Source organism: Streptomyces sp. NPDC024698, from assembly GCF_055559015.1.
The window spans coordinates 59,907-76,623 of sequence record NZ_JBVHLK010000013.1 but is presented as its reverse complement, the minus strand read 5'-3'; the positions used below and the strand labels follow the sequence as shown (position 1 = coordinate 76,623).

Here is a 16,717-nt window from a genome sequence, read left to right as displayed (position 1 = left end):
GGGACCGACGGGACACCCCACGAGGAGGAGCACGCCCCATGAAAGCCACCCCCCACCCCGCGGACGCCACCCGCGTACCCCCCCACCCCGCCGACGCGGAGCTGGTCCTCGCCGACATCACCGGACTGCTCGCCCGGCTCCTGGAGGACGAGTACGGCCTCGACGACGTCGAGATCGGCATGGCGACCACGTTCAACCGTGATCTGGAGCTGGAGAGCATCGACCTGGTGACGCTGTCGGGGCTGTTGGAGGAGCGGTACGGCGGACGGGTCAACTTCGCCGAGTTCCTGGCCGGAATGGAGTTCGACGAGATCATCGGGCTCACCGTCGGGCAGCTCGTCGCTCACGTCGTGACCAGTCTGAAGGCGGCGGAGGCGAGCTGACGCATGGCGATGGTCGACACCGGTGAACTCCGGTTGCACGTACAGCGGATCGGCCCCCGGGACGGCCGGGCGGCCACCGCGACCGCGGTACTCGTCCACGGTCTGCTCACCGACAGCCTGGCCAGCTACTACTTCACCGTGGCGCCGGCCTTCGCGGCGGCCGGACTCGACGTCCTCATGTACGACCTGCGCGGCCACGGCCGCAGCGAACGCCCGCCCGACGGCTACACCCTGGACCACAACATCGACGACCTCCGGGCGCTGCTCGACCGGCTGGCGGTGACCGGTCCTGTGCACCTGGTCGGCAACTCCTACGGCGGCACGATCGCCTTCGGCTTCGCGGCCCGCCACCCGGAGCGTGCGGCCAGCGTGACCCTGATCGAGTCCGAACCGGCCACCGCCGCCTGGGCGTCGAAGCTCGGCGGCATCCTCGACCGGGTGATGGCCCAGCTGGCCCACAACGAGCTCGACGCCCTCGCCTGGATCACGGCGAACCGTGGCCACAACACCGCCCGGCTGGCCCGGGGCGCGGCCCGGCTCGCCCGGGACACCACCCTCGGCCAGGACATCCCGGCCAGTCGCGTCCTGACGGATCATCAAATAGCCGCGCTGCGGTGTCCCGTGCTCGGCGTGTACGGGGGTGACTCCGACCTCGCCGAACTCGCGCCCTGGTTGGAGTCGTTGCTGCCGGACTGCCGGACGGTGGTGATCCCGGGGCACGAGCACTCGGTTCTGGTGGAGGCGGCCGGGACCGTGGGCGGTCACATCCTGACGCTGGTCGAGGGGACTTCGGCGGCCCGGAGTGTGGGGGCCGAGGCCCGGTGAGCGGATTCCTGTTCGTGGTACCGCCGTTGGTCGGGCACATCAACCCGGCCGTCGGGGTCGCCGACCTGCTGCTCGCGCGCGGGCACCGGGTGGCGTGGGCCTGCGCCGACCCCGGTCTCGTGGGACGCCTCGCGGGTGACCGGGCCCCGGTGTTCCCGTGCGCCGGGCCGGTACCGGGGGTGGGCGAGGCACGGCGGCCGCCCGAGCTGCGGGGGCCGGAGGCGCTGAAGTTCCTGTGGGAGTGGTATCTGCTGCCGCTGGCGGAGGCCATGGCGCCGGGGGTGCGGGCGGCGGTCGAGACGTTCCGTCCGGACGTGGTCGTCGCCGACCAGCAGGCGTTCGCGGGCGGGCTGGTCGCCGAGCGGGCGGGGCTGCCGTGGGCCACCTCGGCGACCACCTCGGCCGAGTTCGCCGACCCGCTGGCCGGGCTGCCGAGGGTCACGGAATGGCTGGCGGAGCGCCTGGCGGGCCTGCGCGGAGCCATCGGGGATCCGGCGGGCGACACCGATCCGCGGTTCTCGCCGCATCTGGTGCTGGCCTTCAGCACGGTGGAGCTGGCCGGTCATGCGGCCGCCTCGCGGGGCGGCCCGATCCACTGGGTCGGCCCCTCGATCACGGCCAGACCGGCCGCGGCCGGTTTCCCCTGGGACTGGCTCGACCCCGGCCGGGCCACGGTGCTGGTGACCCTCGGCACCGCGAACGCGGACGCCGGCGGACGCTTCCTCGCCGTCTGCCGGGAGGCCCTGCGCGCACGGGCCGACCGGGTGCAGGGGATCGTCGTCGACCCGGGGAACACGCTGGGCGCGGACCCCGCCCCATCACCGGGCGACGACCCGTCCCCGGCCGGCACCAGGTCTCCGTACGGCGCTCGCCCCGCGCCCGGCCACGACAAGGACCTGCTGATCCTGCCCTCCGTACCCCAACTCGCCCTCCTCGAAAGGGCCGACGCCGTGGTCTGCCATGCCGGTCACAACACCGTGTGCGAGGCGCTGTGGCACGGGCTTCCGCTCGTGGTGGCGCCCATCCGCGACGACCAGCCGGTGGTGGCAGGACAGGTGGTGGACGCGGGGGCGGGCGTCCGGGTCAGGTTCGGTCGGGTGACCACCGCCCGGCTGGGCGCGGCGCTCGACGCCGTGCTGCACGAACCCGGGCACCGCGCCGCGGCCGAGCGGATCGGCACGGCGTTCCGCGCCGCCGGCGGTGCACCCGCGGCGGCGGACAGCCTCGAACAACTTGCCTGGGAGCAGCGATGAGTGAGCGGACGGATCGACCGACCGGGCAGGCCGACGAGGAGCCGGCCGGGCGGGACGCCGGCGAACCGGCGAGCCTCGACGCCGAGCAGCGACCCGAGCCCGACACCGGGGAACCGGTCGGGGAGCCCGGCCGTGCCGAGCGGGTGGCCGGGCTGCGCCCCCGCTATCTGGCCGATCTCGCCGAGGGCACGGACCGCTTCTTCGAGCCGCCGCGCGCCAACTGCCCCTGGTGCGGCTCCGATCGGCTGACGACACGCCTCCGCACGACCGACCTGCTCCAGCACAAGCCGGGCCGGTTCGTCCTCGACAAGTGCGACGCCTGTGGGCACGTCTTCCAGAACCCCCGCCTGAGCGAGTCGGGACTGGAGTTCTACTACCGCGACTTCTACGACGGGCTCGGCGAGAAGAGACTCGGCGACACCTTCGGCGGCCGCGCCAGGATGTACCGCGACCGCGCCGAGTCGATGCTGCCGTACGACTCCGCCCCGAAGAACTGGCTCGACGTCGGCACCGGACACGGCCATTTCTGCGCGACCGCCCGCGAGGTGCTGCCCGGCACGACGTTCGACGGTCTCGACTTCACGGACGGCGTCGAACTCGCCGCCCGCGAGGGCCGGGTGGAACACGGCTACCGCGGCACCTTCCCCGACCTGGCACCCGAACTCGCCTCCCGCTACGACGTGGTGAGCATGTTCCACTACCTGGAGCACAGCACCGACCCCGACCGTGAACTGCGCGCCGCGTGGCAGGCGGTGCGGCCCGGCGGCCATCTGCTCATCGAGGTCCCGGACCCCGAGAGCCGCTACGCCCGCCTGCTGGGCCGCTGGTGGCTGCCCTGGCTCCAGCCGCAGCACCTGCACTTCGTTCCCGTCGCCAATCTGCGCCACCGACTGGCGGAGCTGGGGTTCACGGTGGTGGCGCAGCAGCATGCCGAGCCGCACGATCCGGTGGACCTGCTCGCCGCCGTCTGGCTGACGCTGGACCACGCCGCTCCGCGCGAGGACGCGCCCTGGCTGCCGAGGCCGCCGGGCGCGCTGCGCCGGGCCGGGCGTACGGCCCTGCTCGTCGCGGGGATCCCGGCCCTGGTCCTGACCACGCTCCTGGACCGGTTCGCCATCCGCCCCCTCTCGCACCGGCTCGGCGTCTCCAACGCCTACCGTCTGGTGGCCCGCCGGGACTGAGCCGCGTACCGCTCCTAAAGCCGGGGGCCCGGAGTGCCTCGCGGAGAAGCCTGTAGCGTGAACGGCTCGCGAGAGATGGGGAATCGGAGTGTTCAGCAAGAAGGAAGTGCACCTGATCGCGCTCAGCGATCTCGACGACGCACGGGACGCGGTACGCCAGGCGCTGTCGGACGCTCCCGCCGAGGAGGCTCCCGGGCTCCAGCGGGCCGCGCGGATCCTGGACGAGCTGACGGAGCGGGGCGGGGAGCCGCGGGTGCGGTGGGCCAGGGGGATCCTGGAGCGCGACGGCGTGGACCCCGTCGCCCACGAGGTGGCGGCGGTACGGGCCCTGCGCCGGGAACTGCCGGGACTGAGCCTGCTGGCGGCCGTCGAACTGGCACGGGAGGCCAAGCCCGCTCAGCAGGCGTGACGCCCGTCTTCTGTAGGTGATGCGCACTCAAGTCCTGCGCGCGCCCGACCAGTCGCAAGCGCGAGAGCCCCACCGGGATGCGTGCCCGGCGGGGCTTTCGCATGTCCGTGTCTGCCACGACGGAAACAACTTGCCAGGAGCAAGACGGTCACCGCCCTGGAGAAGGCCGGCTGTGTGAGCGTCCGCAAGGGCTACTTCGGAAAGCGGCCCCGCACCTGGCTCGCCCTCACCCGGACCGGCCGCACGGCACTCGCCGCGCGTCTGGCCGCCCTGGAGGCACTGGCCGCGGCCACCCGCCGCGCCGGGGGCGAAGTACCGTCTATGGGCCGCCGGACGTCAGTGCCTCGGCCGCCGACGTGCGCACCGGGCCCGCGTGTTCGGTGACCACGAAGACCTGTCGGCTCAGTCGGGGTCCGGGGCGCCCAGTCCACGGTGGGCCATTTCCAGGATGGACGCGGTGACCGCTTCGAGGTCGATCGGCTCGTCGCGGCCGATCAGCTCGTCGAGGAGGCCGTCAGCGGCGTAGAAGACCAGGCGGCAGGCGAGGCCGGTGTCACGGGCACGGAAGGCTCCGACCAGGGCGCCGCGGGCGACGAAGTCGCACATGAGGTCCACGACGCGCTGGTTGGAGGCGTGGCAGAGTTCCAGGGCCTTGGCGTTGGCGGAGCGGTAGACGACGCGGTGCAGGGCCGCGTTCTCGACGGCGTGCTCGACCATGGCGCGGATCAGACGGTCCAGGCTCGGCCACCATGCGCCGCCCTCGTCGAGCACGGCGCGGGTGTCCCGCAGGAAGCCGTCGACGTACTCCTCCCACATCGCTCCGAGCAGATGGTCCTTGGAGTCGAAGTAGAGGTAGAAGGTGCCCTTGGCCACCTGGCCGGCCTCGGCCAGTTCGGCGACCGTGGCCGCGGCGAAGCCCTTCTCCCCGAAGACCTCGGAAGCGCCCTTGATCAGCGCCGAGCGGCGGTCGTCGGGGCTCATGGTCCGGCGCTTCCGGCGCACGGCTTTGCCGGGGTCCGTCTCTGCTGCTGTCGCCACGGGCTCGTCTCCTGTCCGGGGATCCGCCGTCAGGTTCCTGGGATCACCTCCCCAAATCTACCTTCCCACTGACCGACCGACGGTCAGTTGACTGACTGACCGTCGGTCACTAACGTCGAAGAGCCGACTGACCGTCGGTCATCAGTCACGAGTCGCCTTGACACAACCGACAACCGCGACCCCGCACCATCCCCGAGTCCGTCCCCGACCTTTGACACGAGGGAACCGCGATGAGCGACACCACCACCCCGGACCAGCGGAAAGGGCTTGTTCTCGCCTTCCTCTGCTTCGGCGTGTTCATGGTCTATCTCGACGCCACGATCGTGAACGTGGCGCTGCCCGACATCCAGGAAGACCTGTCCACGGACATCACCCAGCTTCAGTGGATCATCGACGCGTACACGCTGACCTTCGCGTGTCTGCTGCTGACCTCCGGCACCCTCGGCGACATCCTCGGCCGCAAGAAGATCTTCCTGGCGGGCCTGATCGGCTTCACCCTCAGCTCCGTGGTCTGCGCGCTGTCGGACTCGATCGGGGCGCTGCTCGTCGGCCGCATCCTCCAGGGAGTCTGCGGCTCCATCATGATCCCGGTCTCGCTCGCGCTGGTCTCCGCCGCCTACACCACCCCAGCCGCCCGCGCCAAGGCCATCGGCATCTGGGCCGGCGTCGGCGGTATCGCGCTGTCGACCGGCCCCGTGCTCGGCGGAGTGCTCGTCGACCACTACGGCTGGCACAGCATCTTCTGGGTCAACGCGCCCGTCGGTGTCATCGCGGCCGTCGTCCTCGCCCGGCTCCTCACCGAGAACCGCTCCCCGCGCGGGCGCAGGCTCGACTTCGTCGGACAGCTGCTGTTCATCACGACGATCGCGGTACTGGCGTACGGACTGATCGAGGGCAACACCAAGGGCTGGACGTCCGAGATCATCCTCGGGTCGTTCGCCGGCTCGGTCGTGACCCTGCTGCTGTTCATGTTCTGGGAGTTGCGTCATCCCGACCCCATGCTGCCGATGGGCTTCTTCCGCAGCCCGATCGTGGTCGTCGCCGGCATCGTCAACTGCCTAAGCCTGTTCGGCCTGTTCGCGGCGATTTTCGTGCTCACCCTGTACCTCCAGAGCATCAACCGGCTCAGTTCCATCGAGACCGGAGTACGGTTCCTCGCGCTCACCGTGCCCATCATGATCGCCTCGTTCGCCGCGAGCGTCGTGGCGGAAAAGGTCGGGCCGCGGCTGCCGATCGCGATCGGTTCCGTGCTGTCCGCGGTGGGCCTCTTCGGGCTCACGGTCCTTCAGGTCGGTTCCGGCTTCGGCAGCTACTGGTGGTCACTCGCCCTCCTCGGCGTGGGCGTCTCGTTCACCGGCGCGTCCGCCACGGTCGCGCTCCTCGGCTCGGTTCCGGCCGAGCAGGCCGGTACCGCCTCCGGCGTCTCGAACACGTTCCGCCAGGTCGGTACGGTCTTCGGCGTGGCCCTCGCCGGCACCCTGCTTCTGCGGCACCTGCGAGACGGCATGCCGGGCGCCCTGGCCAAGACCGACATGCCTGCCCGGGCCCAGGCCAAGGCCGTCGAGCTGCTCGGCGACGGCGACCTGTCCCGGATCAGCGGCCTCCCGTCGGCGATCCGGGGGACGGTCATGAAGGCGGTCGGTCCGGTCTACGTGGAGGGCATGCACCTCGCCATGGAGATCGCCGGGGCCGGGGCCCTGATCGGCGGGCTGTTCGCGCTGATCTTCCTCAAGGGCAGGCAGCCGGCCGTCCTGGCCGAGCCCGGCCAGGACGGGCTCCTGGTCGAGACCTCCGGACAGCACTCCTGATGTCCGGCTCCGGGACGGCTCCCCCGGACAGGAAACGTCGGACGCCCTCCCCTCGGGGGAGGACGCTTCCGGCGCCCTCCCCTCGGGGGAGGACGCTTCCGGCGTCCTCCCCCGAGGCACGGCCCGGCTCAGAACCCGCACCCTCGGGAACCGGTGCGCCCCCGGACCGGTCGTCCCCGTTGCACGCGGAACCCGGCGGCGGGACGGACGGCCCCGGGCCGTCCAGCGGCGTCGCCATCTTCCGTCAACTCGAGCGTTGGGGCGGCCTACTCGACCTCGGCGACGCGCCCGATCGGCTCGTCGCGCGGTTGAGGAGCCACAAGGCTCCGGCAGGGCCCGGCCCGAGCGACATCGACGAGGCCGTCGCGGCGGGCTCGATCTTCACCACCGGACCCGACCGCGTCACCCTGCGGCACCCGATCGGCCCCGGCTCCGGTATGGCCGCCCTCAACTACTCCCTCGGAGCAGTTCGCGTGCCATGCCGGTCGCGGTGGTCCCGCGGGCGCGGGCGGTGGTGGTCACGAAGTCGCGGCGTCCGTGCGGCTCACGCCGCCGTGTCGTCGGCCTCCATCGTCATGCGGGCCACGTGGAGCGCCAGATAGGACACCTCGTCCTCGCTCAGTTGGCGGCCCAGACGCAGCTCGACGATCGTCGCGAGCTGCTGCGCGGTGCGCGTCGCCTCCGGGTAGTACTGGCGGATGCCCACACCGATGGTGGACTCGTGGCCCTTCAGCTGCCGGCGCTGCTGAATCCGTACGAAGAGATAGCGCACGTGGGTGATGAACCGCGCCACGTTCATCGACTCGTGGGAGACGTCCAGCCCGTACCGCTCCCTGATGACGGCGAGCATCTGCTGGATGACCCCGGTCATCGTGTACGTGAAGGACAGGTCGCCCGAGACGAAGCCCGCGTTGACCAGGTGCAGGGCCAGCGGGGTCGCCTCGGAGGCCTCCAGCTGCGGGGTCACGTGCTCGTTGACGGCCTGGAGCAGGAGCTGCGCCTGGGCGTACTCGGTGGCGTACAGGGTCTGCACCTCGGCGCGCAGCGGGTACTCGATGACTATGCCCCGCGCGGCCCGGTCCAGCGCTCCGGCGACGTGGTCGGCGACCGCGATGGCGAGAGTGGGCCGGGTGGACTCGCGGCCCTCGATGCCGGCGTCGCCGAGGGCGGTCACGACGGCTTCCAGGATCTCCTCACTGATGAGGGCCATGGCCTCGGCCAGTCGGGCGGGGTCCGCGTCGGGGACGGAGCCCGCGGCCGGGTCACGGCCGTCGGCGGGGACGAAGACACGCTCGATGAGCGTGGGGTCGACGGGCTTGCCCTGGTGGGAGCTGAAGCCGATGCCGCGCCCGGTCAGGATGACCGGCTGGTCCTTCTCGTCGCTCGCGAGGACCACGTTGTTGTTCAGGACACGCACAGCCTTCACCGCCGGCCCTCCTTTCCGTCCGATCTCCATGGTCTCCCGAACGCCGACGCGGCGCGTGCACGCGTCCCTCGCGGGAGGCGTGCACGCGCCGGATCGTGTGCGTCAAGCGGGGCTGATCACCGTCGCACGGTCACGACGGGGGTGCCGACGGCGACGTCCTGCCCGACGTGCGGCTCGACCGAGGCCATGTCCGCGGTGTTGAGGACGGTCATCAGGGTGACGGCCGGGTGTCCCGCGGCGCGCACGGCGCCGAGGTCGACCTCGGCGAGGAGGTCGCCCGCGGAGATCTTCCGGCCGGACTCGACGCGCACGTCGAAGCCCTCTCCCTTCATCTTCACCGTGTCGATGCCGATGTGGACGAGCACCTCGACGCCGTTCGCGGTGCGGATGCCGAAGGCGTGGCCCGTGTCGGCGACGGTGATCAGCTCGCCGTCGACCGGGGAGACGACACGGCCGTCGGCCGGCTCGATGCCCACACCCTCGCCGAGCGCGCGGGAGGAGAAGACCGGGTCCTCGACCTCGCCGAGGCCGACCACCCGGCCCGCGACCGGCGCCATCAGCTCCAGCCCCTTCGCGGCGACGGGAGCCTCGGCCGCGACGGCGGGCACAGAGGCGGAACCGGTGGAGGCACCGGTGGCGCCGACGCCGACGAGCTCGCGGTCGGCGGCCGGCGCGGCCTCGGCCGGAGCGGCGGAGGTGACGGGGGCGGCCGGGGCGGCCTCACCGCGGGTGGCGGCCCGGGCCGCGTCGCGCTCGGCGTTGACCCGGGCGCGCTCCTCCTTGGTGCGGTAGTCGGAGAAGTACACGAGGGCCATCGAGGTGAAGAAGGCCGCCGAGATCGCGATGATGTACTTGATCATCGGGGAGAAGACCGGGATGGTCAGCAGGGAGGTGAAGGCGAAGGCCTTGGTGTTCACGCCGCCCAGCAGGCCGATGATCACACCACCGACGAGGCAGCCCACGAGCATGCGCGGGTAGATCCGCTTGAAGCGCAGGTGGATGCCGTACAGCGAAGGCTCGGAGATACCGCCGAGGAGACCCGCGGCCAGGGCGCCGGTGGCGGTCTGACGCATGTCCTTCTCACGGTGACGGATCGAGAGCAGCAGGACACCGGCCGTCGCGCCGAAGCAGGCGAAGTTCCACGTACCCATGGGGCCCTGGATGAAGTCGTACCCGAGGGTGTTGATGTTCACGAGCATGAGCGCGTTCAGCGGCCAGTGCAGACCCAGCGGCACCAGGAACGGGTACAGCATCGGGATGACGATCGCGAAGACGATCGGGGCGTGGCCGTTGAGCCAGGACAGACCCGTGCCGAGGCCGTTGCCGGCCCAGACGCCCATGGGGCCGATGAGGAAGGCGGTCAGCGGGATCATGATCAGCATGCTGAAGAACGGCACGAAGACCATCTGCACGTTCTCGGGGAAGATCCGCTTCAGGCCCTTGTAGACCAGGGCGAGCAGGGCGACCATCAGCAGCGGCACGAAGACCTGGCCGCCGTAGTCGTTGAGCTGCATCGGCAGCCCGAAGACGTGCGCCACGGACTCGGTGGTGCCCAGCGTCGTGTTGGTGTGGGTGGTGACGCCGGGGGTCTTGGACCCGATCATGCCGGTGAAGTTCGGGGTCATCACCGCGGCCATGACCGTGGCGCCGATCCAGGGGTCGACCTTCAGCTTCCTGGCCGCGTTGTAGGCGACCATGATCGGCAGGAAGTACAGCACCGAGCGCCACATCGAGTCGACGAAGACCCAGGTGGCGGACTTGTCCGCAGAGCGGAAGTCGACCAGGCCGAAGGCGTCGAGCATGGAGGCGATCGCGATGATCAGCGAGGCGCCGAGCAGCACGCCGAGGAGCGGGCGGAACGAGTCCGAGAGGTACTCGAAGAAGTTGTCGAGCCAGGCGTAGCGGCCGCGGCCCTTGGCACGGATCTCGGCCTTGACGTCGGCGTCGGACTGCGGGCGGGGCGTGCTGCCGCCGCTCATCGACGGCAGGTTCATGATGTCGGAGTAGACGCCCGCGACGGCTCCGCCGATCACGATCTGGAAGCGGTCGCCGGACTGGGGCACGGTACCCATGACGCCGTCGAGGGCGTCGAGCGCGGCCTGGTCGACCTTCTCGCCGTCGTGGAGCTGGAAGCGCAGCCGCGTCGCGCAGTGCGTGAGGCTCTCGATGTTCTCGGGTCCGCCGACGCCGCGGAGGATCTTCTCCGCCGGCGACTCGGATGTGACTGTGTTCATGCTGCGTCCCTGCATCCCTCTGGTTCTTGCGATACCGCATCGGTCCGCGACCTCTCACGCCCGGACCGGAGCAACAAAAAAGGCCCGGACAGCGCACGGGGCGCCACCCAGGCCTTGCCTCCCGCACAAGTGGGCCACCCGGCGTCGCACGGGGCGACGACGACGGTCTCCACAGGGAGTAACAATCCTGCGATCGAGATCGATCGTTGAGGACTGTACCAGCTGGTCCGACGCCACGGCGGCGCGCGCGACCACGGGGCCGAGGTCGCGGCGCGCGGCCGGGAAGCCGGGGCCGCCGCCGTCGTGACCGCGGAGCCGAAGCCACCGCGAGCGATCGCCGGCCCGAAGCCGTCCGCACCTCGGCAGGCCGGAGCCCCCGCGCCTCCGCTCAGCCGGCACGCGGCCCCCAGGACGACCCGACCGTCCAAGACGACCCAGCCTTACCGTCCGGCCGCACCCACGGCGCCCGATGGGCCGCCACCGATTGAAACCGTTCAATGGTCGAGGACGCGAACCGGCCGGATCGCGCGATGACACGGATCAGCGGGGCCGAATTCAGGAAAATCCCGCCCCCCTTGTTGACCTCCTCCTCCCCCACCCCTACCTTCACCGCCATGAATCGTTTCACAACTCCTAGGTGAGGGGCCCCAGTTGATCAGCAGAAGGAACATCCTGGCGAGCGCGGCGGGGGCCGCGGCCGCGACGGTCGCCGGAGCGGGACCGGCCACGGCGGCACCGAGCCGGGCCGGGCAGGCCGGACCGCGAGCCGGGCTCTCGGCCCCACGCGTCACCGCTCCGACCGTCGAGTACGTCCAGCACCCCTTAGGCCTCGACGCCCAACACCCGCGGCTGAGCTGGCCGATGGTCTCGGACAGGCCCGGGACGATGCAGAGCGCCTATCGGATCCGGGTCGCCTCGACCGCCTCGGGCCTGTCCCGTCCCGATGTGTGGGACAGCGGGAAGGTCATGTCCGACCAGTCCGTCCTCGTCCCGTACGCCGGTCCTCGACTCGCCCCGCGGACCCGCTACTTCTGGTCCGTGCGGGTCTGGGACAACGACGGCGCGGTCTCCGACTGGAGCGCGCCGTCCTGGTGGGAGACCGGCCTCCTGGACACGCCGTGGTCGGCGGAGTGGGTCGCGGCTCCTCCCGTCCTCACGGACGCGCCCTCCCTCGAAGGCAGCTCCTGGATCTGGTTCCCCGAGGGGGACCCGGCGAGCAGCGCTCCGGCGGCCACACGGTGGTTCCGGCGGGTCCTCGACCTCCCCGACGACATCACGGCGGCGAAGATCGCCATCAGCGCTGACAACGTTTTCTCGCTCTCGGTGAACGGCGCCGAAGTGGCCCGCACCGACCTGGCGACGGACAACGAGGACTGGCGCCACCCGGCCGTCGTCGATGTCCTCGCACACCTGCGCTCCGGACGGAACGTCCTCGCGGTCTCGGCGGCCAACGCCACCGTGGGGCCCGCCGGTCTGATCGCCGTCCTCACCCTGAGCACCGCGTCAGGCGAGCGGCGGATCGTCACCGACACGTCCTGGAGGGCGACGGACACCGAGCCCCCCGGCACCTGGCGCGAGGACGGCTTCGACGACAGTGGCTGGACGACCGCGAAGGTCGCCGCCGCGTGGGGATCGGGTCCCTGGGGAAGGGTCGTTCCGGCCTCGTTCGCCGCCAACCAACTGCGGCACGAGTTCACGCTTCCCGCCGGGAAGGTGACGCGCGCCCGCCTGTACGCCACGGCTCTCGGCCTGTACGAGGCCCACCTCAACGGCGGACGGGTGGGCCGCGACCAGCTCGCCCCCGGCTGGACCGACTACCGCGAACGCGTCCAGTACCAGACCTACGACGTCACCTCCCTGGTGAAGCCCGGGGCCAACGCCCTCGGCGCCTGGGTCGCGCCGGGCTGGTACGCGGGGGACGTCGGCATGTTCGGACCCCATCAGTACGGTGAACGCCCCGCGCTGCTGGCGCAGTTGGAGGTCGACTACGCCGACGGGAGGCGGGAGCGCGTCACCTCGGGAACGGACTGGAGAGCCGCGGCCGGACCGATCGTCTCCGCCGACCTGCTGAACGGAGAGACCTACGACGCGCGAGGGGAGACCGCCGGCTGGACCTCACCCGGTTTCGACGACCGGACCTGGCTCGCGGTACGCGGCGCGGGTGACGACGCGCCCCGCCGGATCGTCGCGCAGGCCGACGGACCGGTGCGGGTGGCCGGGGAACGGCGGACCGAGAAGGTGACCGAACCCGCCCCGGGCGTGTTCGTCTTCGACCTGGGCCAGAACATGGTCGGTTCGGTCCGGCTGCGCGTCACAGGAGAGGCCGGGACGACGGTACGGCTGCGCCATGCCGAGGTCCTGAACCCCGACGGCACCCTCTACACCGCGAATCTGCGCTCGGCCGCGGCGACCGACACGTACACCCTCAAGGGGGGCGGCGAGGAGACCTACGAGCCGCGGTTCACCTTCCACGGGTTCCGCTACGTCGAGGTCACCGGGTTCCCCGGCACCCCCACCGCGGCGGCCGTAACCGGCCGTGTCATGCATACGTCGGCGCCCTTCACCCTGGAGTTCGAGACCGACGTCCCGATGCTCAACCAGCTGCACAGCAACATCACCTGGGGCCAGCGGGGCAACTTCCTCTCCGTCCCGACGGACACGCCCGCGCGCGACGAGCGGCTGGGCTGGACCGGCGACATCAACGTCTTCGCCCCCACGGCCGCCTACACGATGGAGTCGGCGCGCTTCCTGGCCAAATGGCTCGTGGACCTGCGCGACGGCCAGACCGCCGACGGCGCGTTCACGGACGTGGCGCCGATGGTCGGGACCGTCGGCAACGGCGTCGCGGGCTGGGGCGACGCGGGTGTCACCGTGCCCTGGTCCCTCTACCAGGCATACGGGGACCGGCAGGTCCTGGCCGACGCGTGGCCGTCCGTCCGGGCGTGGCTGGGCTATCTGGAGCGGCACAGCCAGGGCCTGCTGCGGCCCGCCGAGGGGTACGGCGACTGGCTGAACGTCTCGGACGAGACGCCCAAGGACGTCATCGCCACCGCGTACTTCGCGCACAGCGCCGACCTCGCGTCCCGGATGGCCACGGCGCTCGGCGAGGATCCCGCGCCCTGGACCGGCCTCTTCGACCGCGTCCGGGAGGCGTTCCGCAACGCCTACGTCGGCGCGGACGGGAAGGTGCGGGGCGACACTCAGACGGCGTACGTGCTCGCCCTGTCGATGAACCTGGTTCCCGACGCCCTGCGCACGGCGGCGGCCGGGCGTCTGGTCGATCTGATCCGCGCGAGGGACTGGCACCTGTCGACGGGCTTCCTCGGCACGCCCCGGCTGCTCCCGGTCCTCACGGACACCGGGCACACGGACGTCGCCTACCGGCTGATCGGGCAGCGATCCTTCCCCAGCTGGGGCTACCAGATCGACAAGGGCTCCACCACGATGTGGGAACGCTGGGACTCCATCCGGCCCGACGGCAGCTTCCAGACCCCGGAGATGAACTCCTTCAACCACTACGCCTACGGCTCGGTGGGCGAGTGGATGTACGCGACCGTCGCCGGTATCGCTCCGGGCCGGCCCGGCTACCGGGAGATCGTCGTGCGTCCCCGGCCGGGCGGGGGCGTCACCTCGGCCCGGGCCACCTTCACCTCCGTATACGGCCCGGTCTCCACGCGGTGGCACCAGGGTTCCGCCGGCTTCGACCTCAGCTGCTCCGTTCCCGCCAACACCACGGCCGAGGTGTGGATCCCCGCGACCGGCCCGGACGCGGTCGCGCACACCGGCGGGGCCTTCCTGCGTACGGAGGAAGGCTGCGCGGTGTACCGCGTCGGCTGCGGCAGCTTCCGCTTCACCACCTGACGGAGGGGTCCGAGGGGCACGGACGGCGGGCGGCCGTCCGTGCGTCCACGGCACTCGCGCGCACCTACGGCGCCACGTCCGCGGTGGCGGGGACCGGGGCGTCCGCGGTGGCGGGGACCGGGGTCCCGTCCGCCGCGACGGGCAGCGGGGTCCCGTCCTGGCGGCCGGTCCTGAACTGCGTCCGGTACAGCTCCGCGTAGCGTCCGTCCGCGGCGAGCAGATCGTCGTGGGTGCCCCGTTCCACGATCCGGCCCGCCTCCACGACCAGGATCAGATCGGCGGCCCGGACCGTCGACAGCCGGTGCGCGATGACGACGGCGGTACGGCCCTCCAGTGCCTCGGTGAGCGCCTCCTGGACGGCCGCCTCCGAGGTGTTGTCGAGATGCGCGGTGGCCTCGTCGAGGATGACCACGCGCTGGCGGGCGAGCAGCAGCCGGGCGATGGTCATGCGCTGGCGCTCGCCGCCGGAGAGCCGGTAGCCGCGCTCGCCGACCACGGTGTCCAGGCCGTCGGGCAGGGACCGTACGAGTTCGTCGAGACGGGCCCGGCGCAGGACGTCCCACAGTTCCTCCTCGGCCGCCTCGGGCCGGGCGAGGAGCAGGTTCTCGCGGACCGAGTCGTGGAAGAGGTGCCCGTCCTGGGTGACCATGCCGAGGGTCGCGCGCATCGACACGGCGCTGAGCTCGCGGACGTCGACGCCGCCGATGCGTACGGCCCCGGAGTCGGTGTCGTACAGACGGGGCAGCAGTTGCGCGATGGTCGACTTGCCGGCGCCGGAGGAGCCGACGAGCGCGACGGTCTGGCCGGGTTCGGCGCGGAAGGAGATGCCGTGCAGGACCTCGTCGCCGCCCCGGGTGTCGAGGGCCGCGACCTCCTCCAGGGAGGCGAGGGAGACCTTGTCGGCGGAGGGGTAGCCGAAGCGGACGTCCTCGAACTCGACGGCCGCGGGCCCCTCCGGGACCGTACGGGGCTCCGGCTGCTCCTCGATGAGCGGCTTCAGGTCGAGCACCTCGAAGACGCGCTCGAAGCTGACCAGGGCGCTCATCACCTCGACACGCGCCCCGGCCAGCGAGGTCAGCGGTGCGTACAGACGGGTGAGCAGCAGCGCCAGCGAGACGACCGCGCCCGGCTCCAGGGTGCCGCGCAGGGCGAACCAGCCGCCGAGTCCGTAGACGAGGGCGAGCGCCAGGGCCGAGACCAGGGTCAGGGCGGTGATGAAGGCGGACTGCGCCATGGCCGTACGCACCCCGATGTCCCGCACCCGCCGGGCGCGCGCCGCGAACTCGGCGGACTCCTCCCCGGGCCGCCCGAAGAGCTTGACGAGGGTCGCGCCGGGCGCGGAGAAGCGCTCGGTCATCCGGGTGCCCATGGAGGCGTTGAGGTCGGCGGCCTCGCGCTGGAGCCTGGCCATGCGGCGGCCCGTGCGCCGGGCGGGGATGACGAACACCGGCAGCAGGACCAGCGCGAGCAGGGTGATCTGCCAGGACAGGGTGAGCATCACGACGAGGGTGAGCAGCAGGGTCACCACATTGCTCACGACGCCGGACAGGGTGTTGGAGAACGCGCGCTGGGCGCCGATCACGTCGTTGTTGAGTCGACTGACGAGCGCGCCCGTACGTGTACGTGTGAAGAACGCGACCGGCATGCGCTGCACATGATCGAAGACAGCCGTGCGCAGATCGAGGATGAGTCCCTCGCCGAGCGTCGACGACAGCCAGCGGCCCAGGATCCCGAATCCCGCCTCGGCGACCGCGATGACGGCGATGAGCACGGAAAGACGGACGACGGTGCTCCCGTCGCCGTGGGCCACGATGGTGTTCACGACATGCCCCGCGAGCACCGGCGTCGCGACGGCCAGCAGCGCCGTCACCACACTGAGGAGGACGAACTGCGCGATACGGCGGCGGTGCGGACGGGCGAAGGCGGCGATGCGGCGCAGCGCCGCAGGGTCGAAGGGACGACGCTCCTGCTGGGCGTTCATGACACTGTGCAACTGTGTCCAGGCTGTGGTCTCCATGCTCATGGGAGAGACAGTAGGACCTCAAGCATTGTTGAGGTCAACGGATCGGGGCGGGAGCACTCGCGGGGGTGGGGCCGCACGGGCTCCGGGGCCGGTGCGGGGCGTCCGCGGTCCGCCCCTCCCACGGCCTGCCCGGGGTGTCAGCGGTCGTCCGCTCCTCCCGCGGCTTGCCCCGGGTGTCAGCCGCCGTCCCCGCGCCCGCAACCTCGCGTTGGTGCGGTGTGGAAAGCCTCTCCCGATGTGACAGCCGTACGACTTCCCCGGGCGCTGCCCCGGCTC

At 71.6% G+C, this 16,717-nt stretch carries 12 protein-coding genes; 8 read left to right on the top strand and 4 right to left on the bottom strand.

What is annotated here, in order from left to right; translation table 11 throughout:
- Window positions 1–38: 38 nt before the first annotated feature.
- The 6 genes from ACZ4AA_RS25915 to ACZ4AA_RS25890 all read left to right on the top strand — a co-directional run bounded on the left by ACZ4AA_RS25915 (window position 39) and on the right by ACZ4AA_RS25890 (window position 4,435).
- Window positions 39–383: an acyl carrier protein gene (locus ACZ4AA_RS25915; RefSeq protein WP_467607466.1), complete on the top strand. Its 345-nt coding sequence runs from the start codon at window positions 39–41 to the stop codon at window positions 381–383.
- A 3-nt stretch (window positions 384–386) separates the two neighbouring features.
- Window positions 387–1,208, top strand: a complete 822-nt coding sequence (locus ACZ4AA_RS25910) for an alpha/beta fold hydrolase (protein WP_467607461.1) — start codon at window positions 387–389, stop codon at window positions 1,206–1,208.
- Window positions 1,205–2,461, top strand: coding sequence for a glycosyltransferase (locus ACZ4AA_RS25905; protein WP_467607458.1), 1,257 nt, complete (start codon window positions 1,205–1,207; stop codon window positions 2,459–2,461). Before ACZ4AA_RS25910 ends, ACZ4AA_RS25905 begins: the two co-directional genes overlap by 4 nt.
- Entirely contained in the window at window positions 2,458–3,642 is a 1,185-nt protein-coding gene (locus tag ACZ4AA_RS25900) for a class I SAM-dependent methyltransferase (protein WP_467607455.1), read from the top strand. Before ACZ4AA_RS25905 ends, ACZ4AA_RS25900 begins: the two co-directional genes overlap by 4 nt.
- 88 nt (window positions 3,643–3,730) lie before the next feature.
- Window positions 3,731–4,051: a hypothetical protein gene (locus ACZ4AA_RS25895; protein ID WP_467607453.1), complete on the top strand. Its 321-nt coding sequence runs from the start codon at window positions 3,731–3,733 to the stop codon at window positions 4,049–4,051.
- A gap of 81 nt (window positions 4,052–4,132) precedes the next feature.
- Window positions 4,133–4,435, top strand: coding sequence for a transcriptional regulator (locus ACZ4AA_RS25890; RefSeq protein ID WP_467607450.1), 303 nt, complete (start codon window positions 4,133–4,135; stop codon window positions 4,433–4,435).
- Window positions 4,436–4,453: 18 nt separating this feature from the next.
- On the opposite strand, the gene ACZ4AA_RS25885 is transcribed toward ACZ4AA_RS25890, so the two are convergent.
- The gene (locus ACZ4AA_RS25885) at window positions 4,454–5,089 is read right to left on the bottom strand and encodes a TetR/AcrR family transcriptional regulator (protein ID WP_467607448.1); all 636 of its coding nucleotides are present in this window, start codon (window positions 5,087–5,089) and stop codon (window positions 4,454–4,456) included.
- 230 nt (window positions 5,090–5,319) lie between these two features.
- Between ACZ4AA_RS25885 and ACZ4AA_RS25880 the strand changes: the two genes are divergently transcribed.
- Window positions 5,320–6,897 (top strand): MFS transporter, encoded by a 1,578-nt coding sequence (locus tag ACZ4AA_RS25880; RefSeq protein WP_467607445.1) that lies wholly within the window; start codon window positions 5,320–5,322, stop codon window positions 6,895–6,897.
- Between the two features lie 544 nt (window positions 6,898–7,441).
- Here ACZ4AA_RS25880 and ACZ4AA_RS25875 read toward each other — a convergent pair.
- Entirely contained in the window at window positions 7,442–8,323 is an 882-nt protein-coding gene (locus tag ACZ4AA_RS25875; protein WP_467607442.1) for a PRD domain-containing protein, read from the bottom strand.
- A gap of 116 nt (window positions 8,324–8,439) precedes the next feature.
- Window positions 8,440–10,557 (bottom strand): glucose PTS transporter subunit IIA, encoded by a 2,118-nt coding sequence (locus ACZ4AA_RS25870; RefSeq protein ID WP_467607439.1) that lies wholly within the window; start codon window positions 10,555–10,557, stop codon window positions 8,440–8,442.
- 651 nt (window positions 10,558–11,208) lie between these two features.
- On the opposite strand from ACZ4AA_RS25870, the gene ACZ4AA_RS25865 reads away from it, so the two are divergent.
- Window positions 11,209–14,418, top strand: a complete 3,210-nt coding sequence (locus ACZ4AA_RS25865; protein ID WP_467607437.1) for an alpha-L-rhamnosidase — start codon at window positions 11,209–11,211, stop codon at window positions 14,416–14,418.
- 64 nt (window positions 14,419–14,482) lie between these two features.
- On the opposite strand, the gene ACZ4AA_RS25860 is transcribed toward ACZ4AA_RS25865, so the two are convergent.
- Window positions 14,483–16,435: an ABC transporter ATP-binding protein gene (locus ACZ4AA_RS25860; protein ID WP_467607773.1), complete on the bottom strand. Its 1,953-nt coding sequence runs from the start codon at window positions 16,433–16,435 to the stop codon at window positions 14,483–14,485.
- Window positions 16,436–16,717 lie beyond the last annotated feature (282 nt).